The organism is Streptomyces pilosus (genome assembly GCF_014649835.1).
Classification (GTDB): Bacteria; Actinomycetota; Actinomycetes; order Streptomycetales; family Streptomycetaceae; genus Streptomyces; species Streptomyces pilosus.
Window position 1 is genome coordinate 198,299 of sequence record NZ_BMTU01000013.1, and the last position, 22,810, is coordinate 221,108.

A 22,810-nucleotide genomic window follows, 5' to 3' on the forward strand; every position below is an offset into this window, starting at 1 on the left:
TTTGTGTCCGTTCCGCGCCGGGCGGGCGACGCGGAAGGGCCCGGCACCCGTGAGAACGGGTGCCGGGCCCTTCCGGCCGTCCGGCGCGGTGTCCGCTCAGGACACCAGCTCGGGCTCCCTGGTGACCGCCGCCGGGGTCTCCTGCCCGCCCTCCACGTGCTGGGCCGGGCGCTTCGGCAGCGCGAACATCAGCAGGAAGATGACGCCCAGCACGGCGGCCACCCAGCCCAGCGCGTGCTGGAAGCCGTCGACGAAGGCCGGCCCCACCTCGGCCGGGGCGAGCTCCTCGTCGATCACCCCGAAGAACACCACCGACACCAGGCCGAGCCCCAGCGCGTTGCCCATCTGCTGCACGGTGTTGATCAGCCCCGAGGCGGAGCCGGCGTGCTCACGCGGCACCTCGGAGAGCACCGCGTCGGTCAGCGGCGCCACGATCAATCCCATGCCCGCGCCCATGACCACCAGCGGCAGCGCCATCTGCCAGGAGGTGATCGCCTGCCCGTAGCGCTCCGCCTCCCACAGGTAGATCAGCACACCGGCCGCCATCACCAGCGCGCCCGCCTGGAGCACCTTGCGCCCGAAGCGCGGCACCAGCAGCTGCACGGACATCCCGGCGGCCGCGGAGACCGCGACGGAGAACGGCAGCCCGGTCAGTCCGGCCCGCAGCACGCTCCAGCCGAGGCCGATCTGCATGTACAGCGTCCACACCAGGAAGAAGACGCCGAGACCGACGCCGAACACCGTCTGCACCGCGATGCCGGCCGCGAAGCTCTTGACCCGGAACAGCGACAGCTCGATCAGTGGCGAGCCGTCCCGCGCGCCCTTGGCCCGCTCGTACGCCACCAGCGCCCCGAACACCGCCAGCGCGCCCGCCATCGACACGTACCCCCACGCCGGCCAGCCCAGTTCCCGGCCGCGGGTGAGCGGGTAGAGCAGCATCAGCAGCCCCAGTGTCACCAGCGCGACGCCCACCAGGTCCAGTTTCAGGGCGCGCGGCGCCTTCGACTCGGTGATGAAGCGCCGGCCGAGGACCAGGCCCGCGATGCCGACCGGCAGGTTGATCAGGAAGATCGGCCGCCATTCCAGACCGAACAGGTTCCACTCGGTCAGCAGGGCGCCGAGCAGCGGTCCGGACACCGCGCCGAGGCCGACGACCGCACCGAACAGCCCGAACACCTTGCCGCGTTCGTGCGCCGGGAAGGTCGCGTGCACGATCGACAGCACCTGCGGCACCATCAGCGCCGCCATGGCGCCCTGGAGGATGCGGGAGGCGACCAGCATCTCCGGGTTCACGGCGAGCCCGCACAGCGCGGAAGCGACGGTGAAGCCGCCGATGCCGACGAGGAAGATCCGCTTGCGGCCGTGGATGTCACCGAGCCGGCCGCCGGTGACGAGCCCGGCGGCGAAGGCCAGCGCGTAGCCCGCGGTGATCCACTGGATCTGGCTGAAGGTGGCGCCCTCGTCGCGCTGGATGGACGGGATCGCGATGTTGACGATCGTGACGTCGACGAGGTCCATGAAGGCCGCGGTCATCACGATCGCCAGCGCGAACCAGCGGCGGCGGTCGCCCGCGGCGGGCTGTGGTGCGTGCGGGGTGTCGGTGAAGGTCATGTCCGGAAGCTATGCGGGAAGTAGGTCGGATTGTGTCCTAGTGGTGCGGCATCCTCGCATCCATGACGACGGACACCCCGGCCCGGCTGCTGACGCTCCTCTCCCTCCTCCAGACACCCCGCGAGTGGCCCGGCGGCGAGCTCGCCGACCGGCTCGGGGTCTCCCGCCGCACCATCCGGCGGGACATCGACCGGCTGCGCGAGCTCGGCTACCCGGTGCAGGCGACGCTCGGCGCGGAGGGCGGCTACCGGCTCGTCGCCGGGAAGGCGATGCCTCCGCTGGTGCTCGACGACGAGGAGGCGGTGGCCATCGCGGTCGGGCTGCGGGCCGGGGCCGGGCACGCGCTGGAGGGCGTGGACGAGGCGTCCGTGCGGGCGCTGGCGAAACTGGAGCAGGTGCTGCCGGGCCGGCTGCGGCACCGGGTCAGCACGCTCCAGGCCGCGACCACCCCGCTGACCAGCGGCGACGGCGCGACGATCGCACCGGAGACACTCACCGTCATGGCGTCCACGGTGGCCGGGCGCGAACGGCTGCGGTTCGCCTACCGCGCGGCCGACGGCACCGGCTCCCGCCGGGTGGTGGAGCCGTACCGGCTGGTGTCGACCGGGCGGCGCTGGTACCTCGTGGCGTACGACCTCGACCGCGCGGACTGGCGGACCTTCCGCGTCGACCGGGTCAGCGAACCGTTCGCGACCGGGGCCCGGTTCACCCCGAGGGAACTGCCGACGGGAAGCGCGGCGGAGTACCTGCGCCGCTCGATGAACCGGACCCAGGAGTCGTACGAGATGGTCGTCACCTTCGCCGCGCCGGCGGCCACGGTCGCGGCCCGCGTCCCGGCCTGGCTGGGCACCCCCGAGCCCCTGGACGAGGCGACCTGCCGGCTCCGGGCCACGGTCGGCGACGCCAAGGACTGGATGGCGGTACGACTGGCCATGCTCGGTCACGACTTCACCGTCCACGAACCGCCGGAACTCGTCGACGCGGTACGGGAACTGGGCGCCCGCATGACCCGGGCGGCGTCGGACGACGGCGGACACCGGCCGGACCCGTCCGTCCCGTCCACACCGTCCTGACTCCGACGGGCGACGCGGGGCGCCGGGCCCTCACCGGATCAGCGGCCGCTCCGTGCGGCGGCGGATGGACGCCGCCGGGGCCGGGGCCACGGTGACCGGTGACGACACCGCGGCTCACGGCGTCCGGCCCCGCCGGGACGCCGTCGCGGGCCGGCTCCAGCGGTCGGCGCCCCCTGCTCAGGGTCCGGGCGGTTCCCACGGGAAGTCGCGCAGTGCCGCCAGGTTGGCCAGCGCCAGGGCGGCCGGGCCCCGGGGGCCCTCCGCGGGGGCGTCGCCCGCAGCCCAGCACTCCGTCGCCGTGCGGACCGCCGCGCTCGCGACCGCCGCGGTGAAGCAGAGCCGGCTGTGACCGGCAACGTTGTCGGCGTCGTCGGAGCGGTGAGCGGCCGTCAGCCGTTCCGCCAGGGCCTGCGCGAGGGACCGCTCCGCCTCCCGGCACGCCTCCGCCCACACCCTGTGCAGGGCCGGGTCGGTCTGTGCCAGCCGGATCAGGGTGCGCACCCAGTCCCAGGAGGCCGCCGACACCCCGCGGCCGGGCGTCAGCGTGTGGCGCACCGCGTCCTCCAGCACCCGTGGCAGCGGGACCCCGGCGGGGGCGGCGCGCACCGCCTCGACCCAGCGCTGGGCGCCGGTCGCGTAGAGCGGACCGATGGCCTCCTCCTTGCCGGCGAAGTACCGGTAGAAGGTGCGCGGGGCGACACCGGCCGCCTGGGCGATGTCCTCGGCGCGGGTGGCCCGCAGCCCCTGACGGACGAAGAGGCCCGCCGCCGCGCGGGCGATCTCCATACGGGTCTCGGCCTTGCGCCGCTCGGTCAGCGACGGAGCGGAGGCCGCGGCGGGCGGAAGGGGCGGCGGGGTCGGGGTGGTGCTGCTGCTCACGCCCGGCAGGCTATGCCCATGTGGCACAATCTGCCATCTGGTGGGCCACCCCGGGGTTCAGGTTCGGGGTGGCCCGCTCTCCACCTCCGGGCACCTTCCGGGGCAGCGTCCGGACCGCGTCCGGACCGCGTCCGGGCCGCGTCCGGGCAGAGGAAAGCCGGGCCCGGCGCCCGGGGGGAGGGGCGCCGAACCCGGCCTTGGGAAGTCCCGGCGCCGGGGGGGTTGTGCGTCGGGACGTGGCTCGTGCGGTCCAGGGGGTCGGGTCGCCGAGGACCGAACTCCTGGGCTCTGCCTTCTTGTTCCCTGGCCCCGGCGGGTTGAAGCGACAGGGAACAGCCATGTTTTGCGCGGTCTTCCGCCACCCGGCGTACGCGGCCGGGGTGTTCACGCTACCGCGACGGATCGCGGCGGCCACCCCGGCGCGGCGACGCCGGCGCTCACGCCGCGGCGTCGAAGCCGGTGTCGCGGGCCAGCTTCTTCAGCTCCAGCAGCGCGTGCTTCTCGATCTGGCGGATGCGCTCGCGGGTCAGACCGTGCTCCTTGCCGACCTCGGTCAGCGTGCGCTCGCGTCCGTCCTCGATGCCGTACCGCATCTTGATGATGGACGCCGTGCGCTGGTCGAGGCGGCCGATCAGGTCGTCCAGCTCCTCGCTGCGCAGCAGCGTCAGCACCGACTGCTCCGGCGACACCGCGGAGGTGTCCTCCAGGAGGTCTCCGAACTGGGTCTCGCCCTCGTCGTCCACCGACATGTTCAGCGAGACCGGGTCGCGGGCCCAGTCGAGCACGTCGGTGACCCGCTCCGGGGTGGAGCCGAGCTCCGCGGCGATCTCCGCGGGCTCCGGGTCCCTGCCGTGCTCACGGTTGAACTCGCGCTGCACGCGCCGTATCCGGCCCAGCTCCTCCACCAGGTGGACGGGCAGGCGGATGGTGCGCGACTGGTCGGCTATGGACCGCGTGATGGCCTGGCGGATCCACCACGTGGCGTACGTCGAGAACTTGAAGCCCTTGCGGTAGTCGAACTTCTCGACCGCGCGCACCAGGCCGGCGTTGCCCTCCTGGATCAGGTCGAGCAGCGGCAGGCCGCTGCGCGGGTACCGGCGGGCCACGGCGACGACGAGGCGGAGGTTGGACCGGATGAAGACGTCCTTCGCCCGCTCGCTCGCGTCGTACAGGGCTTCGAGCTCCTCCTGCGAGGCCCCGGCCTTGTTCTCCTCGAGGCCGTCGAGGATCTGCTTCGCGAACACACCCGCTTCGATGATCTGGGACAGCTCGACCTCCTTGGCGGCGTCGAGCAGCGGCGTGCGCGCGATCTCGTCGAGGTACATGCCGACCAGGTCGCGATCGGCGATCTCGCCGCTGTGGGCGCGAACACTGGTTGCCGCGTCGGCCGTCTCGCCGGAGGCGGACTGACGACGGGCGACGGCACGGGTTGCCATGCGTGCTCCCTTGCGATGGTGAGGTCAGCGGGTGGTCCTGCGGACACTCGGCACTTTCTTCAGGTCTCTTCGGACTCTGCTCGGGTGCCCGCATCCGTAGGAAACAACGACTGGAATCCGGACAGAATTCCCAACCCGTCCTCCCAATTTTCTGATCATGCAGTACCCTGTCGGCCCACGCGGGGAGGCGCGATGCCGACGGAACACACGGAGGTCCAGGTCAGGCCGGGCGGGGAAGGCGACCTGACAGCCCTCACCGACCTGTACAACCACTACGTGCGTGAGACGGCCGTCACATTCGACACCTCGCCGTTCACCCCGGAAGGGCGCCGTCCCTGGCTGCTCTCCCACCCTGTAGACGGCCCGTACCGCCTGATGGTTGCCACGGACGGCGGAGCGGGCGGGGTCCTGGGGTACGCCACCTCGAGCCCCTTCCGTCCCAAGCCCGCGTACGCCACCTCCGTGGAGACGACGGTCTACGTCGCCCCGGGCGCCGGCCGGCGCGGGATCGGCACCCTGCTCTACACGGCGCTCTTCGAGGCCCTGGAGGCCGAGGACCTGCACCGCGCCTACGCCGGCATCGCCCGGCCGAACGACGCCTCCACCCGCCTGCACGAACGCTTCGGCTTCCGGCACGTCGGCACCCACCGGGAGGTGGGCCGCAAGTTCGGCCGCTGGTGGGACGTGGCCTGGTACGAGAAGGAGCTGTAGCCGGCCCGGCCGGGGCGGCTCAGCCGAACTGCACCGACCGCTTGGCCAGCCCCATCCAGAACCCGTCGATCACGGACTTCTGTTCCCCGAGCTCGCCGGCGGCGTCCGCGGCGCCCATGGTCACGAAGAGGGGGGCGAAGTGCTCGGTGCGCGGGTGGGCGAGCCGGCCCGCCGGGGACTTGCGGGTGAAGTCCAGCAGCGCGTCCACGTTCCGCGCCTCCAGCGCCTCCTGCCCCCAGGCGTCGAACTCCGTCGACCAGGAGGGGATGCCGCCCTGGCGCAGTGCGGCCAGGTTGTGGGTGAAGAAGCCGGAGCCGATGATCAGCACGCCCTCGTCGCGCAGCGGCGCGAGCCGGCGCCCGATGTCCATGAGCTTCACCGGGTCCAGCGTCGGCATCGACACCTGCAGGACCGGGATGTCGGCCCCGGGGTACATCTCGACCAGCGGCACGTAGGCGCCGTGGTCCAGCCCGCGGTCGGGGACGTCCTGCACGGGCATGCCCGGGGCGCGCAGCAGCTTGCGCACGGAGTCGGCGAGGGCCGGGGCTCCGGGGGCTCCGTAGGTGACCTGGTAGTAGTGCTCCGGGAAGCCCCAGAAGTCGTAGACGAGGGGGACCGTCTCGGTGGCGCCGAGGGCGAGCGGCGCCTCCTCCCAGTGGGCGGAGACGACGAGGATCGCCCTGGGACGGGGCAGACCCGCGGACCAGGCGGCCAGCTCGCCGGGCCAGACCGGGTCGTCGGCCAGGGGCGGGGCGCCGTGGCTGAGGTACAGGGCGGGCATGCGTTCCTGAGTGGCGGCGGTCATGACGGCGACTCCCTCCGGCGGGTGACTCGTGTACTTGAATTCTCAACTTCCACCACCGACCGTACGCCAGTTTTGTTTAACATTCAAGGAGGTCCGCCGTACAGTGGACTACATGAACACGGCACCCACATCCGCAGACCCGGGGGAACCCCGCTGGCTCACCGCAGAGGAACAGCGCGTCTGGCGCGCGTACATCGACGCCACCACGCTCCTGGAGGACCATCTCGACCGTCAGCTCCAGCGGGACGCGGGCATGCCGCACGTGTACTACGGCCTGCTGGTCAAGCTCGCCGAGGCCCCGGACCGGCGCCTGCGGATGACGGAGCTGGCGATGTCGGCGAAGATCACCCGCTCGCGTCTGTCGCACGCCGTCGCGCGGCTGGAGAAGAGCGGCTGGGTCCGCCGCGAGGACTGCCCCTCCGACAAGCGGGGCCAGTTCGCCGTACTGACCGACGAGGGCCAGGAGATGCTCGCCCGGCACGCGCCCGGCCATGTGAACGCCGTGCGGCAGGCGGTGTTCGACCGGCTCACCCCGGAACAGCAGAAGTCCCTCGGCGAGATCATGCGGATCGTCGCCGAGGGACTCCAGCCGAGCGAAGCGGGTGCGGACCTGCCCTGGCTCCGCTGACGAGGCGGAACCGGGGCAGGTCCGGGGAGCCGTACGGAGGAGGCGTCCCCTCCTCTTCCGTACGGGTGGTACGGGATGTCCCCGGCAGGGGGACCGGTGGGCCGGCCGTCAGTGCATGGCCACCGGCACCGGCAGCTCCTCCCCGATGGTCTCCTCGGAGGACCCGGCGACCGCCGTGGTGCCCGGCCGGCCCGCGTTGATCAGGGTCAGGGCGACGGCCGCGGCCGCCACCAGGATGCCGACCGCGAACCAGATGGCGCTGGTGTAGCCCTGGACCTGTCCCTGGAGCTGGACCAGCTGCTGCTGGGCCCGGCCGGTGGCGCCGCCGATGTGGTCGGCGACGTAGGACGTGGTGGCGGAGGCGGCGATCGTGTTCAGCAGGGCCGTGCCGATCGCACCGCCCACCTGCTGCGAGGTGTTGACCATCGCGGAGGCGACACCGGAGTCACGCGCCTCCACGCCCAGGGTGGCCAGCGACATGGCGGGCATGAACGCCGTACCCATGCCGAGACCGAGCAGCAGCATGCCGGGCAGCAGGACGCCCGCGTAGGAGGTGTCGATCTCCAGCTGGGTCAGGAAGAGCATGCCGAGCGCGGCGACCAGGAAGCCGGGGCCCATCAGCAGCCGCGGCGCGACCCGGGTCATCAGACGGGTGCCGATCTGCGTCGACCCCACGATCATGCCCGCGATCATCGGCAGGAAGGCGAAGCCGGTCCTGACCGGCGAGTAGCCCTTGACGACCTGGAGGTAGTAGGTGAGGAAGAGGAACAGGCCGAACATCGCGATGATCGCCATGCCCAGCGACAGGTACACCCCGCCGCGGTTGCGCTCGGTGATCACGCGCAGCGGCAGCAGCGGCGCCTTGACCTTGGCCTCGACGGCCACGAAGGCGGCGAGCAGCACGGCCGAGGCGGCGAACATGCCGACCGTCGTCGAGTCGCCCCAGCCGTCGGACTCCGCGCGGGTGAAGCCGTAGACGAGCGCGACCAGGCCCAGGGTGGACAGCACCACACCGGGGATGTCGAGCGGCGAGCGGTTGCGCCCGCCGGGCTCACGGATGACGAAGTACGCGCCGGCCGCGGCGACGACCGCGAAGGGGATGTTCACGAAGAACGTCCAGCGCCAGTCCAGGTATTCGGTGAGGAATCCGCCGAGGATCAGACCCACCGCGCCACCGCCGCCGGCGATCGCGCCGTAGATGCCGAAGGCCTTGGCGCGTTCCTTGCCGTCGGTGAACATCACCGCGAGCAGGGACAGGGCGGCGGGGGCCAGCAGCGCGCCGAACGCACCCTGCAGCGCGCGGGCGCCGAACATCATGGCCTCGTTGGTGGCCGCGCCACCGAGCGCCGAGGCCAGCGCGAAGCCGCCCAGACCGAGCACGAAGGCCCGCTTGCGCCCCCACAGGTCGGCGATCCGGCCGCCGAACAGCAGCAGCCCGCCGAAGGCCAGGGCATAGGCGGTGACCACCCACTGGCGGTTGCCGTCCGAGATGCCCAGGTCCTGCTGGGCGGAGGGCAGGGCGATGTTCACGATGGTCGCGTCGAGGACGACCATCAGCTGGGCGAGCGCGATGAAGACGAGCGCTTTCCAGCGGTTGGCATCCGGAGCACTCGGAGCCGCTTTCACGGCCGTGGAGGCTGTTTCAGACATGGGGGTACCCACTTCGGTACTTGTGACGGAAATTGAGAACGTCTGACGAAAAATCGGGTGTCTTCAAGGAACGACGCGTCCCCGGGACGGCCGTTCCGGGCGAGGCCCGCGGATCGGGGCGGGCGGCGCGTGATCGGGTGTCAGGGCTCGCTCAGCGGCGCAGATCCTCCACGGTGACGGCCGAACCCGGCAGAACGGCCGGAGCCGGAGCCCGCATCCCGTCCAGGAACAGCTGAAGATGACGGTGGACGAAACGGTCGGCACTCATGCAGCCGGTACCGGCCGGGGGCCGGCTCAGCTGGGCGACGCCCACCATCAGATCGCCGTACTCGACGTCGCTGCGGAGCTGACCGGCCGCCTTGGCGCGGTCCATCAACTGCGCGACGAGGCTCTCGGCCCGCCGGCGCGCGTCCTCCAGGTCGGGGTGGTGCTGGTCGAAGGTGCTGGAGACCATCGGGCACAGCGCGCTGATCCGCTCGTCGGCGGCCGTGTGCGCGAAGCGCTCCAGCGCCTCGAAGGCATCCCCGGTCTCGCTCAGCGCCTGCTCGGCCGCCCGCACCGTACGGTCCATCACGGAGCAGACGACCTCGCGCACCAGCGCGTCGCGGTCGGGGAAGTTGCGGTACACCGTGGCATTGCCGACGCCCGCCCGGCGGGCGACCTCGTCGAGCGGCACGTCCGGCCCGAACTCGACGAACATCTCCCGGGCGGCGGTGACGATCCGCTCCCGGTTGCGCAGGGCGTCGGCGCGGGGCCGGGGTGCCTTGCGCGTGGCGGGGGTCGCGGTCTGCACGGTGCACTCCTCGGTGACGGGGTACGGCTGTCGGTCCTTCTCCCACTGCTGTGGTGCTGCGCCGCCCGATCCGGGGAGTGGATCCCCGCTTCGGGCGAACACACCTCCAAACGGGGAAACGGTCCCCGGTTATTTCCCGGGAGTGAGAACTTCTGATGTGACGTGCGCCACAGCGTCTAGCGGCGAGGGCGGGCGCCTGCGCCGGGGCTCGACCGCCGGCTTCCGCCCCTCACCCCTCGTGCGCCGGCTGCCGCACGATCGGCCCTCCCAGCGAGCGTCCACGGATCCGCCGACGCAGGGTGAGGGCGAGGGTGCAGTCGGTGACGGGCGGCTGCCGTGTGGAGCGGAGGTCCCCGCATGCTGCCGCAGCCGAGCCGACGCCGGATATCCCCGCGCCGCCTCGCCGCCCTGGCATCGGTGTCCGCCCTGACCCTCGCCCTGTGCACCTCGGCCGGCAACGGCCGCCTCTCCCCCGGCGCCTTCGCCCCCGGCGCCGGACCCAGCGCCCTCTCCCGCACCTCCGCGCACGGCCCCTGCATGATCGGCGGCAACCGCTCGGTCCAGATGTCCGAGGGCATCCCCACCGCCCCCGGCTACACCCGCTCCACCGGCACCGTCCGCGCCCTCACCCTGATGGTCGACTTCTCCGACGCACCCGGCGAGGGCGACGCCCTCGACCGCTACCGGGAGTTCTTCCCGCAGACCCGCGAGTGGTTCGCCACCAGCTCCTACGGCCGCCTCGACTACCGCCCCGAGATCCCGGTCCCGGACTGGCTCCGCATGCCCAAGTCGTTCCGCGCGTACGGGATAGAGCGCGGCGCCCCCTTCGACCCGGGCTACCGCGAGCTGGTCCGCGACATAGTGGCCGAGGCGGACCCCGAGGTGGATTTCCAGGACTACGACCTGCTGAACGTCCTGGTCACCCCCAACGCGGGCCCGGCCGCCCTCGACACGGTCCTGTCCGTCACCTTCGCCGGCAACAAGGAGGCCCCGACCGCCGACGGCGTCCCCGTCGCCAACGCGTCCTTCGTCTACTCCCGCCAGGACGACGGATCCGGCTCCTACGACCGCACCGGCTACCGCGTCCTGCCGCACGAGAACGGCCACGTCTTCGGCCTGCCCGACCTCTACACCGCCGAGGGCGGCGGCGCGGTCGGCCACTGGGACATCATGAGCGAGGACTGGGGCGCCAACAACGACTTCCTCGCCTGGCACAAGTGGAAACTGGGCTGGCTGGACGCCTCCCAGGTCGGCTGCGCGGCCGGCCGGGGCACCCGGGAGTACGTCCTCACCCCGCTCGCGCTGGCGGGCGGCCCGAAGCTGGTCTTCCTCCCCCTGGACGCCCACTCCGGCTACGCCCTCGAACTGCGCACCCGGGCCGGCAACGACGAGGCGGTCTGCCGCCCCGGTGTCCTCGTCTACCGCGTCGACGCGAACGTGGACACCGGCATGGGCCCGGTCACCGTCTTCGACTCGCGCCGCGACAGCGGCGGCTGCACCCGCGCCCCCAATGTCCACGCCGAGCTCTCGGACGCCACCTTCGCTTCCGGCGAGAGCTTCGAGGACCGCGAGGCGGGCATCCGCGTGACCGTCCTGGCGGCGGAGGAGAGGTCGTACCGGGTACGGGTGACCCGGGCCTCGGCTGCCCCCTGAACCGCCCTCCCCCCATCAGCTCGCTCCCGGCAACTCCCGGCGCTAGGTTGCTGCTTGACCCGCTGCCCGCCCAGCTCTGGAGGACGTCCTGTGACCGAGATATCCGCGGCATCGTTCGAGGCCCGCAAGCGCATCAGGACGGATCAGCCGCACACGGCCCGGATCTGGAACTACTGGCTGGGCGGCAAGGACAACTACGAGGTCGACCAGGTGGCCGGCGACCAGATCCGCAAGCTGCACCCCGGCATCGGCGACTACGCCCTCGCCGACCGGCAGTTCCTCGGCCGCGCCGTCGGGTACCTCGCCGGCGAGTGCGGGATCCGCCAGTTCCTCGACATCGGCACCGGCCTGCCCACCGCCGACAACACCCACGAGGTCGCCCAGCGCATCGCCCCCGAGTCCGCCGTCGTCTACGTCGACAACGACCCCATCGTGCTGGCCCACGCCGAGGCCCTCCTCACCAGCACGCCGGAGGGCCGCACGACGTACCTCGACGAGGACCTGCGCAACATCGACACGATCCTGGAACAGGCCGCCCGGACCCTCGACTTCTCCGAGCCGGTGGCGCTCGTCCTGCTCGGCGTCGTCATCTTCGTCGAGGACGACGAGGAGGCGTACGGCACCGTGCGGCGCCTGATGGACGCGCTGCCCTCCGGCAGCCACCTCGTCCTCTCCCACACCATCACCCGCCCCGACATGCCGGACGTCGACGCGGCGGTGGCCTTCTGGAACGAGAACGGCACCCCGAAACTCACCCAGCGCACCCCGGAGGGCGTCACCCGGTTCTTCGACGGCCTGGAGCTCCTCGAGCCCGGCGTGGTCTCCTGCAACCGCTGGCGCCCGGACGACGACGGTGCCGAGCCGCCCGCCGAGGTCGCCATGTTCGGTGGCGTCGCCCGCAAGCCCTGACCCCATGAGCCCCCGGTCCCGCACCGGCCGAGGCGCCGATGCGGGGGGGGGGGCGGCTCCGTCCCCGTCTTCCCCGCCCGTGGACGTGCCGGCACGCCGCCCGGGACGGGGGGCCGGGGCGGCGTGCCGTGGGCGGCGGCGGCCCGGTGGCCGGACGCCGTCCGCCTGTCAGCCGGCCAGGCGCTGCTCGTCCTGGTCACGCAGCAGTGCGCACAGGTCACGCAGCGCCGTCTCCAGGTGGCCGGTCTCCTCCTCGGTCAGGTGCAGGGAAGGGGCGAACCGCAACGTGTTCGGCGCGCTGGCCGTCGGCAGCACCCTGATGCGGTGCGCCCCCAGCAGGAAGCCGGCGGCGACATACCCCAGGATTCCGCTGCGGGCGGCGGAACTGATCACCGCGGAGCCGGATCCGGACTGGTCGTGGAACTCCAGTCCCTGCAGCAGGCCCCTGCCACGCGTCTCCTTGACGACCTCCGGGTAGTCGGCACGCACGCGGTCGAGCGCCGCGCGCAGCATCTCGCCACGCTCCTCGGCCTGCCGGTAGGCCGCGCCGTCCTCCGCCTCCAGCATCTCCAGCACCTTGAGGGCGACGGCGGTGGAGAACCCGTCCTTGGCGAAGGTCGAGCTGTGCACCAGCTCGAACTCCCCCCGGTAGCGCTTCTGGTGCACCAGGACGACGGAGCTCTTGGCCACGCCGCCGCCCAGGCTCTTGGACAGGACGTAGTAGTCGCCGCGGAGCCCCACCAGCGAGCTGGCGAGGAAGGCGCCGGTGCGGCCCAGACCGGTCTGGATCTCGTCGATCAGCAGCGGGCAGTCGGCCGCGGCGGAGACGCGCTGGATGTGCTCCGCGGCCTCGCGGTCCAGCACACGGATCCCGCCCTCACCCTGGATCGGTTCCACCAGGAAGGCGCAGAAGGCGGGGAAGTCGCGCTCCACCACGTCAGCGACGCCGTCGGTGACGACCACGTCCAGGACGCGCGACCGCGCCCGGATCCCGTCGACGGCCTTGGTGAGCACGTCCGGCTGGTCGAGCGGGAGGAAGTGCGCCTGGGCACCGAGACCCCCGAACGCCGACCGGAACCCGCTGTTGTGGGTGAGCTGCACACTGCCCATCAGCTTCCCGTGGAAGGAGCCCTCCAGGGCCAGCAGGACCGGCGGGCGGCCCGCCACCTCGCCGTTGTGGCGGGCCACGGCGGCCAGCAGGTGCTCGAGCGCGTCCTGCGGCGATGCCGCCGTGCTCCCGGACGGCGTGCCCGCGGCTGCCTTCACCCGGGCGGAGTCCGCCACCGTGAGGCGCCCCTCCCGCGCCGCGTCACGCGCCTGCGCGACATGCCCCTCGATCTCGCCCATCAACGCCGAGACCTTGAGCACGCGGTCGAACTCGGCGTGCTTGACGGCCGTTTCGATCGCCTCGGCACCGGTGCTGGCGAAGTGCGTGAAGTAGGGCTCGGTGGCTCCGGTCTCCCGCGCGACGATCTCGTTGAGCTTCACCGCCAGACGATTGGCCGCGGGGTGGCGGGAGAACTGGACGTACACCGGAATACCGGAGTCCAGCACGGCCTTCGCATGAGCCGTGAGCTCCGCATTGTTGTGGCCCAGTATCAATGACGCGTATCCACCGCAGTAGTCGGTGACCGGTACTTCCTTGCCGTCGGCGTCGAGGTGGAAGACCGTGTTCCCTTCGGCTCTGACATAGTCGACGCCCAGGCCGGAATTCGCCAGCACGGTGGTCAAATACGGTTCGGTGAGCTGGGGTTCCGTAGACGCCGATTCCATTTTCTCTCCTCCGGTGAGGGGAGGCGGAAACACTCCCGTCCCCCGCGGTGCCACCACGTCCACGCGAGCCTAGGGAATCGCGACCGGCGAGGAAACAGCAGCCGGTAATACGCCGGTAATTCCGGGCGCGCATCGGATCGTGCTCGCGCGATGAACGTGCCGTGAGCGGCGTGGCCCTACTTTGGGCTGCGTTCTTCCGACTGTTGCACAAGAGAACTCGGAAGGCCGTGCATCGACTACGAGGGGCGGCTCGCCATGAAATCTCGCGCAGAAGACCACGCGGTCGTCGTGGGGGCCGGCCCGGCCGGCCTTTTCGCGGCCCGGGTACTGGCCGACGTCTTCGGACGGGTGACCGTCGTGGAGCGGGACGACCCCGCCGACGGGGACCGGCGGGGGGTCCCGCAGAGCGGCCACGCGCACGACTTCCTGGCCCGCGGCCACCAGATCACGGAGGAGTGGTTCCCCGGTATCGGCGAGGAGATGGTGGCCGGCGGCGCCCACGCGGGCGACATCGCCCGGGACGTCCGCTGGGTGATCGCCGGCCGTCCCCTGGTCAGGAGCGAGTCCGGTCTCGCCACCGTCATCAGCTCCCGCGTGTTCAGGGAGGGCCATCTGCGAGCCCGCGTCGAGGCGCTCCCGCGGGTGCGGCTCCTCGGCGGACAGGACGTCGCCGGACTCTCCTTCTCCGACGACGGCAGCGTCGTCGACGGCGTGCTCCTGGGGCCCGGCGGAGCCGGGAAACTGCCGGCCGACCTCGTCGTGGACGCCTCCGGAAGGGGGTCGCGCACCCCCGTATGGCTGGAGGAGCACGGCCACGGACGGGTCACGGAGGAGAAGCTCAAGGTCGACGTGGGGTACGCCACACAGGTCGTGCGGGCCCCCGGCGACGCCTTCGCCGGGGACGTCTGCATCAACATCGTCGCCTCTCCCGACTCCCCGCGCGGGGGTGCCTGCCAGCGGGTGGAGGGCGACCGCGCCGTGGTGACGCTCTACGGCGTGCTCGGGGACCACCCGCCGACCGACCCGGAGGGCTTCCTGTCCTTCGCCAAGTCCCTGGCGGCTCCGGACATCCACGAGGTGCTGGAGGTGGCCGAGCCCCTGACCGAGGTGCGGCGCTACCGCTTCCCGGCCAGCCTGCGGCGGCGCTACGAGCAGATGGACTCCTTCCCCCGCGGGCTGCTGATGCTCGGCGACGCCGTGTGCAGCCTCAACCCCCGTTACGGGCAGGGCATGGCGTTCGCCGCGATGCAGGCCCTGGCGCTCCGCGATCACCTGGCGGAGGAGGAGGCGCCGACCGCGGAGGCCTACTTCCGGCGGCTCACCGAGCAGGTGGTGGATCCGGTCTGGAACATGACGCTGCTCAGCGATCTCAGCTTCCCCGGCGTCCCGGGCGAGCGGACGCCGGAGCTGCTGCAGGTGCTGGAACTCGTGGGCCGGACCCAGGTCGCGGCCACCCTCGACGGATCGCTCGCCCTCACCTGCCTGCGGGTCTTCGGCCTGCTCGACCCACCGACCGCGCTCCTGGACCCGGCGGTCCAGGAGCGCGTACACCGAACGCTGTCCCGTCAACCGGCTTCGACCGGCCCGGAGCAGTAGGCAATTCTCGACACCGATAGGGGAATGTGAGCGATGGATCTCGCGTACACGGGCAAGACGGTCGTGGTGACGGCGGCGGGCCGGGGCATCGGCGCCGCCGTGGTCCGCACGTTTCTGGCGGAGGGGGCGCGCGTCCTGGGCGCGGACGTGGAGGTGTCCGCGGAGCTCAAGGAGAGCGGTGCCCTCACCTTCGAGGGCGATCTGACGACCGAGGAGGGTGCCGCGCTGCTGGCCGAGCGGGCGTCCGAGGAGTTCCCGGACGGGGTCGACGTCCTGGTCAACGGGGTCGGCGGGCTGGCCGGCATGCCGATCACGGGGCTGGACGGGCTCACCGAGGAGGTCTGGCAGCGCGGCTTCGACCTCAACCTGAACTCGGCGGTCCGGGTGACCCGGGCACTGCTGCCGCAGCTCAGGGAGGCCGTGGTGAGCGTGGCCTCCAGCGTGGGCCGGTGGCCGAGTCAGGGCCCGTACTTCTACGCGTCGTCGAAGGCGGCCCTGCGCGCGTGGTCCAAGGGTCTGGCGGACGACCTCGGCAAGCGGGGCATCCGGGTGAACACGGTCTCCCCCGGGCTGATCACGACGCCGCTGTGGGACGAGTACGGTCCCCGGCTGAGCAAGGAATGGGGCATGGAGTCCTTCGAGGAGTTCGCCCAGGAGTTCCCGGCCATGGCGCACGTCACGGCCGGGCGCTGGGGCACGCCGCAGGAGGTCGCCAACCTGATCGTCTTCCTGGGGTCGCCCGCGGCCTCGTACATCACCGGCGCCGACTACCTCATCGACGGCGGCATGGAAAAGGTCCTCTGAGCCGCTCACGCTCCTGGAGGACCGCCGGGTCCCGTCGGTCGCCCGTGCGGCCGGCGGGGCGGGAGGACCCGCTCGTCGAGCTCGTCGAGAGGAACCACGACATGAACACCAATCCGGCTCTGGGTTTCATCAGCGCGATCCTCGAGGCTCCCGCGGACCGGCCCGCGGGCACCGTGGACGTCGTTCTCGGACTCCCGGGTGAACCCACCGGGACGCGGACGGCGGTCGACGGCGGCCCGCGGACCTCACTGGCCTGGTGGCCCCGGCCGCTGGGCGAGGTGTCACTCCTCCCCGGGCCACCGGGCCTCCCGCGGCCGGGGATCCCGGCCTGAGCGAGCCGGCGTGCGAGGCGGTGGCGCCGACCCGGCCCCGCTGCCGCGCCGCGCGCCCACCGCCGGCGGGCCGTGTCCGCCGGCCCAGGGTGAGTCACGCGACCCCGTGCTCCGCCCCCACGGCGGTGACGCCTCGCGGCCGCCACGCGCGTGCGGCCGGCATCGCACCGGCCGCCACCCCGCCGGTCGGCCTCCCATCCCCCGCGCCGCTCGGCGCCCCCGCCCACCACGTACGGCCGCGCGGCACGGTCCGGCTCGCCGGCCTGCCTCACGCCCGGCGCTGCCGCGCCCCGGCGCTCCGGGAGCCGACCGGCGTCCTCGCCCCGGCGGGGGACGGGCTGTGCCGTCGCCGGGAACCGGCGGCCCGCATCGCCGGCGCGCCCTGCCGCGGTCCGGCCGGCCGGACCGAGGTCCCGCCGGCAGGTGCCGCCGTGGCCGCGCGCCGGGCCGGCGGGACGCGGGCACCCGCCGCGGATCTCACGAGCGACGGGACACGGGCACCACATACCGGCTGAACAGCAGCTCGCGCAGCACGTCGTCGCCGCCCTCGACGATCGAGACGTACCGCATGTCCCGGAGGAGCTTCCCGATCGGCAGTTCGTCGGTGTACCCGAGTCCTCCGAACATCTCGGACCCGGCACTCGCGATGCTCCAGCCCGTCTGCCCGCAGAAGATCTTCGCCGTCAGCGCCGACTTCAGCGTCCCCTTGCGGGAGAAGACCTTGGCGGCGTCGGGACCGGCCATGATGTCGTCGTACTCGCGGGCCGCCTTCCGGCAATGGCTCTTCATCACATCGATCTGCATCTCCATCTGCCCCAGCTTCTGAGCCAGGACCGGGCTCTCCATCAGGGAACCCCCTCGGAAGCGCTTCTCCTTGGCATACGTCATGCAGTGATCACGTATCCGCCGGGCGATCCCGATCGCGGTCGCCGCGATGAGGACACGGCTGGCGTTGAGCCCCGTCTCCAGAAGCCGCAGCCCGGAGCCGGACAGCTGGTTGGCGGCGGGCACCCGGCAGTTGTCCAGCGTCACCGCGTAGGTGTGCGAGGCGCGCAGCCCGATGACGTCCCAGCGCTTGACGATCTCGATCCCCGGCGCGTCCCGCGGGACCACGATGGCGAGGTACTCGTCCGGATCGTCGGCGGCCCTGGCGATGACGAGCAGGAAGTCGGCGAAGTCCGCGTTGGTGGCGAAGAACTTCTCGCCGGTGAGGACGAGTTCGCTCCCGGACCGCTCGGCGACCGTCCCGATCCGGTTCAGTTCGCTTCCCGCCTCGCGCTCACTGCCCAGCGCCGCGCAGAACGTACCGCCGGCCGCCATGGGCGCCAGGTAGCGGGCCTTGAGCTCGTCCGATCCGTACAGCTGGACCACGCTGCTGCCGAGGATCGACACGAGCAGCGTGAAGGCCACGCCGGCGTCTCCGTAGGCTATTTCGTTGACGATCTCGACGCCGTCCTCGAGGGAGAAACCGCTGCCTCCGTACTCCTCGGGCAGCCACCAGTTGGCGTGGCCCGTCGCGCGGAAGGCCTCGTACAGCTGCTGAGGCTTCTCCGACAGGACGTCCAACCGAGTGCTTCCGTCGCCGAGTTCGTCCTTGACGAACTGCCGGATGATATCCAGGTCGCGAGGTTCCATTTCAGCAATTTAACGCGCCCCGCCCATCGTGCGGGCACCCTCGCGGAACTCGCCTCGATTACCGCTCGATTACCGGCCGGAGGACGTTCTTCTCCATTTATCCTCCATCTTGGTTCCATCCCTTCCTGCCACTATGAATTCAAGGGCCGGGACGACGTGATCCGTCTCCTCGGCCCAGCGCGCGAACGCCCGGCGTCCGCCGGTCCGCGATCACCACGCCATGGGCCGGCGGACGCCGGAGTGCGGGACCCAGAGCCTTCGGAAGCAGAAAGGAGACACGGGCTGATGAGGTTCGAGGACTTGTACATCACCGGAGTCGGCGTCCACATACCCGGGCGGGTCAAGGTCGCGGACGCAGTGGAACGCGGCGACTTCGACGAGCGGCTCGCCCGGCGCACGGACCTGGCCTCCATCGCCGTCTCGGACGGCGCGTCGGCACCGGAGATGGCGGCCGAGGCGGCACGTACGGCACTCCGCCGCTCCGGAACCGTTCCCCTGGACGTCGACCTGATCCTGCACGCCGACGTCTACTACCAGGGGCACGACCTGTGGGCCCCCGCCTCCTACATCCAGCGTGAAGCGGTGGGCAACCGCTGCCCGGCCATCGAGGTCCGCCAGCTCTCCAACGGGGGCATGGCGGCCATGGAGCTGGCGGCCGGCATGCTCCACGGCGGGCCGCGCACCAGCTCCGCCCTGCTCACCACGGGCGACCGGTTCTGCGCGCCGGGCTTCGACCGGTGGCACGGCGACCCGGGCACGGTGTACGGCGACGCGGGCACGGCGCTCGTCCTGTCCCGCCAGCCCGGATTCGCGCGGCTGCGCAGCCTGTGCACCGTCTCCGAGCCGGAACTCGAGGAGATGCACCGGGGCGACGACCCGTTCGGAGCCGAGCCGTTCGAAGTCCGGCAGCCCATGGACCTGGAGGCGACCAAGCAGGCCTTCATCAACAAGGTGGGCGTCTCCTACAGCGTCGCGCGCGTGCGGGCGGGACAGTCGGAGGTGCTCAAGCGGACGCTCAACGACGCCGGGTGCGAACTCTCCGACATCGACTGGTTCGTGCTGCCGCACTTCGGGCGTCGCCGGCTCACCCAGACGTTCCTGCGGCCGTGGAGCCTCGACCCGTCGACGACCACCTGGTCGTGGGGCAGGACCGTGGGGCACCTCGGCGCCGGCGACCAGTTCGCGGGCCTCGCCTACCTCGCGGAGTCAGGCAGCGCCAAGCCGGGCCAGCGGTGCCTCCTGGCGGGCATCGGCGCCGGATTCACCTGGTCGTGTGCCGTGGTGGAGATCCGGCGGGCCCCCTCGTGGGACAACCCGTAGACGACCCCGTGCGCGCCTCGTGACCGGCAGGGCACCGACCGGTCACGTCGGCCCGCGCGCGAGAAGGAGCCGGCGGACCGGACCGTGTGGCGCGGACCCCGCCGCCGGGAGCGGGAAGAATCCGGTAACAGGATGTTCCCCGGGCCCGGCAGAACACATGGTTACCGGCGCATGGTCACCCCCTGATTAGGGTTTTCACCGGTGCGGAGAAGTTATTCGGAAAGCCTCGTTCCGGTGGGAGAATTCAGTGTCTAAGAAACCGTCCGGCGGCGAATTGCAGATGGACAGGATCGCGGTCGTCGGTATGTCGTGCTGGGCGCCGGACGCGACCGACCTCACGGCTTTCCGGCGCTCGGTGAGCACCGGTACCGCCGGGCCGGGCGCGGAGAAGGGCGAGGGCACCGGCACCGGCAGCGGCAGCAGCACCGGCGGAGCGGAACTGTTCGACGCGGAGTTCTTCGCGGAGCTCTCCGGATGTTCCGCGAGCGAGATCGCCGCCCTCGACCCGCATCAGCGGCTCCTGCTCGAACTGGCCTGGGAGGCACTGGAGGACGCCGCCGTCGTCCCCGCCACGCTGCACGGCGCCCCGGCCGGAGTGTTCGCCGGCGTGTCCCCGGCCGCGGACGCGGCCCGGCTCGCCCGCGTCCTGGGGCTGACCGGCCCGGCCCTGACCGTCGACCTGGGGCCTTCCTCCTCGTCGGCCGCCCTCCACCGGGCCTGCGAGAGCCTGCGCACCGGTGAGAGCACCACCGCGCTCGTGGCGGGGCCCCTGGTGCTCCCCTCCCCGGACGGCGCGCCCCTCCCGGACGACGGCACCCCGGCGGCCGGTGAGCGGGGCGGCCCGGGCGCCGCGGTCGTCGTACTCAAGCCCCTGAGCCGTGCCCTGGCCGACGGTGACCGCGTCCACGGAGTGATCGCCGGCAGCGCCCTGTGCGAGGCGGACGACCCCGCGGCCGGTGTCACCGCCCTCCTCACGGCGGTGCTGGGCCTGCGCCACCCCGGGGGGACCCCGGGCCGGGACGACCCGGGGCACCTGGCGGCCGCCGACGCCGGCACCTCCGCCGACGGCCGGGCCGCCTGCCACGTCGTCGAGGAGGCCCCGCCCCTCGACCGGGCCGCGCCGGCCGACGGCAGCGCGCCGCCCGTGACGCCCTGGCCGCTGTCGGGTCACACGCCCTCGGCCCTGCGCCATCAGGCGGCGGCCCTGCTCGCCCGGGTCGAGGACGACCGGGCCGTGCGCCCGCAGGACGTCGGCTGGTCCCTGGCCACCGGACGCACCACGTTCCCCCACCGTGCCGTCGCCCTCGGCGCGAACCGGGAGGAACTGCTGGCCTCCCTGCGCGACGTGGCCGACGGGCACGCCTTCACCGGGCCGGTCGCGGGACCGGACGACGTACGGACCGTCTTCGTCTTCCCCCGCACCACGGACAGCACCGACACCTCCCGCCTCCTGCGGTCCGCCGCCGAGTTGTGTGAGGCCTCGCCGGCCTTCGCCGCCCGCATGGCCGCGTGCGAGGAGGCCCTCGCCGAGTTCGCCGGCTGGAGCCTCACCGAGGTGGTCCGGGGCACCGGTGGTCTGTCCCCGGCCGATTCCCCCGAGGTCGCACGCGCCGTACGTTTCGCGCACGCGGTGTCGCTGGCCGAGGTGTGGCGCTCCTACGGTGTGCTGCCCCACCGGATCGTGGCGGAGGCCGACGGGGCCGAGGCCGCCGCCTGCGTCGCGGGATCGCTCTCGCTGCGCGACGCCGTGCGCGCCGTCGTCTCCGCGGCACGCCATCCCGTGCACCCGGTGTACGAGGACGGCTCGGTGCCCTGTCACACGGTGTCCGGGGACAACCTCCAGGAAGCCGTCCGTGCCGTACTGAACGACGGCAGCACCGTGTTCGTGGAGATCTCGCAGCATCCGGTCCTGGCGGGCGACCTGATACGTGCCGCCGCGGACCTGGACCGGTCGTGCGCCGTCATCGGGTCCCTGCGCGACACCGGGCCCGCCTGGCCCCGGCTGACGGCCTCCCTGGCCGAGGCGTTCGTCAAGGGCGTGGCCGTCGACTGGCGGCCCGCGTTCGACGGCACCGGCGCACACCGCGTGGAGCTGCCGGGCTACGCCTTCCCGCGCCGTCGGCAGGAGGACCGGGGGACGCGCCCGGGCGCCGCCCCGGCGGCCGCGGACGCCGCCCCCGCCGCGGACGGCGCCCCCGCGGCCGACCGGCAGCCGAACGGCAAGGAACTCGTACGGCTCGTCCTCGCGCACGCCGGCGCGGTCCTCGAGGACGAACAGCTCGGCCTCGCCGAGAAGAGCGTGTCCTTCAAGGACCTCGGTTTCGACTCGCAGTCCGCGATGGCCGTGACCAACCGGCTCGCCGAGGCGACCGGACTGCGGCTGCCCGCCACCCTGTTCTACGACCACCCCACCCCCGAGGCGGTGGCGGCCTATCTGGCGGACCTGCGCAACGGGGTCACCCGGAAGCCGAGCCCCGCGCCGGCGGAGACCGCACCGGCTTCCCGCCGCGTCCGGCAGGACGAACCGATCGCCATCATCGGCATGGCGTGCCGGTACCCCGGCGGGGTGACCTCCCCCGAGGAGCTGTGGCAGCTCGTGGCCGAGGGCCGCGACGTCATCTCGCCCTTCCCCGCGAACCGGGGCTGGGACGAGGACGTCTACGACCCCGACCCGGAGAGCTCCGGGCGCAGTTACACGCGCAGCGGCGGATTCCTGCACGACGTGGGCGACTTCGACGCCGCGTTCTTCGGGATCTCGCCCCGGGACGCGCTGGCCATGGACCCGCAGCAGCGGCTGCTGCTGGAGACCGCCTGGGAGGCCGTCGAGCGGGCGCGGATCGATCCGCGTGCCCTCCACGGGTCCCGCACCGGCGTGTTCATCGGTGCGATGGCCCCGGACTACGGCCCCCGCATGCACGAGGCCCCGCAGGACATCGAAGGACACGTGCTGACCGGCACCACGGCCAGTGTCATCTCGGGACGCATCGCCTACCACCTCGGACTGACCGGGCCCGCCCTCACGATCGACACGGCCTGTTCCTCGTCCCTCGTGGCCCTGCACGCGGCCATGCGCTCCCTGCGCGCGCAGGAGTCCGGCATGGCGCTGGCCGGCGGAGTGACCGTCATGGCGACGCCCGGCATGTTCGTGGAGTTCTCGCGGCAGCGGGGGCTGGCGGCGGACGGCCGGTGCAAGTCGTTCGCG

18 protein-coding genes are annotated in these 22,810 nt (G+C 72.4%); 10 read left to right on the forward strand and 8 right to left on the reverse strand.

All coding sequences use genetic code 11. The features are described 5' to 3' along the window. Nucleotides 1-96: 96 nt before the first annotated feature. Nucleotides 97-1,611 carry an MFS transporter gene (locus IE118_RS27385; RefSeq protein ID WP_189560736.1) on the reverse strand — a complete coding sequence of 505 codons (1,515 nt, stop codon included), beginning with the start codon at nt 1,609-1,611 and terminating at the stop codon, nt 97-99. Nucleotides 1,612-1,673: 62 nt separating this feature from the next. Between IE118_RS27385 and IE118_RS27390 the strand changes: the two genes are divergently transcribed. Further along, entirely contained in the window at nt 1,674-2,684 is a 1,011-nt protein-coding gene (locus IE118_RS27390) for a helix-turn-helix transcriptional regulator (protein ID WP_189560737.1), read from the forward strand. Between the two features lie 177 nt (nt 2,685-2,861). Here the strand turns inward: IE118_RS27390 and IE118_RS34520 are convergent, their stop codons facing one another. Both IE118_RS34520 and IE118_RS27400 read right to left on the reverse strand, forming a co-directional pair. Continuing rightward, complete coding sequence (locus tag IE118_RS34520) at nt 2,862-3,470, reverse strand: TetR/AcrR family transcriptional regulator (RefSeq protein WP_189560761.1); 609 nt, start codon at nt 3,468-3,470, stop codon at nt 2,862-2,864. Nucleotides 3,471-4,000: 530 nt separating this feature from the next. Further along, a complete protein-coding gene (locus IE118_RS27400; protein ID WP_189560738.1) occupies nt 4,001-4,999 on the reverse strand; it encodes a sigma-70 family RNA polymerase sigma factor in 999 nt (332 codons plus the stop codon). Nucleotides 5,000-5,191: 192 nt separating this feature from the next. Here IE118_RS27400 and IE118_RS27405 point away from each other — a divergent pair, with 192 nt between their 5' ends. Then, nucleotides 5,192-5,710: a GNAT family N-acetyltransferase gene (locus IE118_RS27405; RefSeq protein ID WP_189560739.1), complete on the forward strand. Its 519-nt coding sequence runs from the start codon at nt 5,192-5,194 to the stop codon at nt 5,708-5,710. Between the two features lie 19 nt (nt 5,711-5,729). Here IE118_RS27405 and IE118_RS27410 read toward each other — a convergent pair whose 3' ends face one another. Beyond that, nucleotides 5,730-6,491 (reverse strand): dioxygenase family protein, encoded by a 762-nt coding sequence (locus IE118_RS27410; RefSeq protein ID WP_189560762.1) that lies wholly within the window; start codon nt 6,489-6,491, stop codon nt 5,730-5,732. A 136-nt stretch (nt 6,492-6,627) separates the two neighbouring features. Between IE118_RS27410 and IE118_RS27415 the strand changes: the two genes are divergently transcribed. Beyond that, entirely contained in the window at nt 6,628-7,143 is a 516-nt protein-coding gene (locus tag IE118_RS27415) for a MarR family winged helix-turn-helix transcriptional regulator (RefSeq protein WP_189560740.1), read from the forward strand. A 108-nt stretch (nt 7,144-7,251) separates the two neighbouring features. Here IE118_RS27415 and IE118_RS27420 read toward each other — a convergent pair whose 3' ends face one another. Continuing rightward, nucleotides 7,252-8,793 (reverse strand): MFS transporter, encoded by a 1,542-nt coding sequence (locus IE118_RS27420; RefSeq protein ID WP_189560741.1) that lies wholly within the window; start codon nt 8,791-8,793, stop codon nt 7,252-7,254. Nucleotides 8,794-8,944: 151 nt separating this feature from the next. Further along, nucleotides 8,945-9,586 carry a TetR/AcrR family transcriptional regulator gene (locus IE118_RS27425; protein ID WP_189560742.1) on the reverse strand — a complete coding sequence of 214 codons (642 nt, stop codon included), beginning with the start codon at nt 9,584-9,586 and terminating at the stop codon, nt 8,945-8,947. Nucleotides 9,587-9,943: 357 nt separating this feature from the next. On the opposite strand from IE118_RS27425, the gene IE118_RS27430 reads away from it, so the two are divergent. After that, the gene (locus IE118_RS27430) at nt 9,944-11,239 is read left to right on the forward strand and encodes a M6 family metalloprotease domain-containing protein (RefSeq protein ID WP_189560743.1); all 1,296 of its coding nucleotides are present in this window, start codon (nt 9,944-9,946) and stop codon (nt 11,237-11,239) included. Nucleotides 11,240-11,329: 90 nt separating this feature from the next. Then, a complete protein-coding gene (locus IE118_RS27435; protein WP_189560744.1) occupies nt 11,330-12,148 on the forward strand; it encodes an SAM-dependent methyltransferase in 819 nt (272 codons plus the stop codon). Between the two features lie 168 nt (nt 12,149-12,316). Here IE118_RS27435 and IE118_RS27440 read toward each other — a convergent pair whose 3' ends face one another. After that, nucleotides 12,317-13,921: an aspartate aminotransferase family protein gene (locus tag IE118_RS27440; protein WP_189560745.1), complete on the reverse strand. Its 1,605-nt coding sequence runs from the start codon at nt 13,919-13,921 to the stop codon at nt 12,317-12,319. 255 nt (nt 13,922-14,176) lie between these two features. On the opposite strand from IE118_RS27440, the gene IE118_RS27445 reads away from it, so the two are divergent. The 3 genes from IE118_RS27445 to IE118_RS27455 all read left to right on the forward strand — a co-directional run bounded on the left by IE118_RS27445 (nt 14,177) and on the right by IE118_RS27455 (nt 16,653). Further along, a complete protein-coding gene (locus IE118_RS27445) occupies nt 14,177-15,517 on the forward strand; it encodes an FAD-dependent oxidoreductase (RefSeq protein ID WP_189560746.1) in 1,341 nt (446 codons plus the stop codon). Between the two features lie 33 nt (nt 15,518-15,550). Further along, nucleotides 15,551-16,321: an SDR family NAD(P)-dependent oxidoreductase gene (locus IE118_RS27450; RefSeq protein ID WP_189560747.1), complete on the forward strand. Its 771-nt coding sequence runs from the start codon at nt 15,551-15,553 to the stop codon at nt 16,319-16,321. 101 nt (nt 16,322-16,422) lie between these two features. Beyond that, nucleotides 16,423-16,653 (forward strand): hypothetical protein, encoded by a 231-nt coding sequence (locus IE118_RS27455; protein ID WP_189560748.1) that lies wholly within the window; start codon nt 16,423-16,425, stop codon nt 16,651-16,653. A gap of 477 nt (nt 16,654-17,130) precedes the next feature. Here the strand turns inward: IE118_RS27455 and IE118_RS27460 are convergent, their stop codons facing one another. After that, nucleotides 17,131-18,288 carry an acyl-CoA dehydrogenase family protein gene (locus IE118_RS27460; protein ID WP_189560749.1) on the reverse strand — a complete coding sequence of 386 codons (1,158 nt, stop codon included), beginning with the start codon at nt 18,286-18,288 and terminating at the stop codon, nt 17,131-17,133. 285 nt (nt 18,289-18,573) lie between these two features. On the opposite strand from IE118_RS27460, the gene IE118_RS27465 reads away from it, so the two are divergent. Together IE118_RS27465 and IE118_RS34640 are read left to right on the forward strand one after the other, a co-directional pair. Next, nucleotides 18,574-19,608, forward strand: coding sequence for a ketoacyl-ACP synthase III family protein (locus IE118_RS27465; protein ID WP_189560750.1), 1,035 nt, complete (start codon nt 18,574-18,576; stop codon nt 19,606-19,608). 247 nt (nt 19,609-19,855) lie between these two features. After that, on the forward strand, nt 19,856-22,810 hold a 2,955-nt coding region (locus IE118_RS34640; protein ID WP_189560751.1), incomplete at its 3' end, for a beta-ketoacyl synthase N-terminal-like domain-containing protein.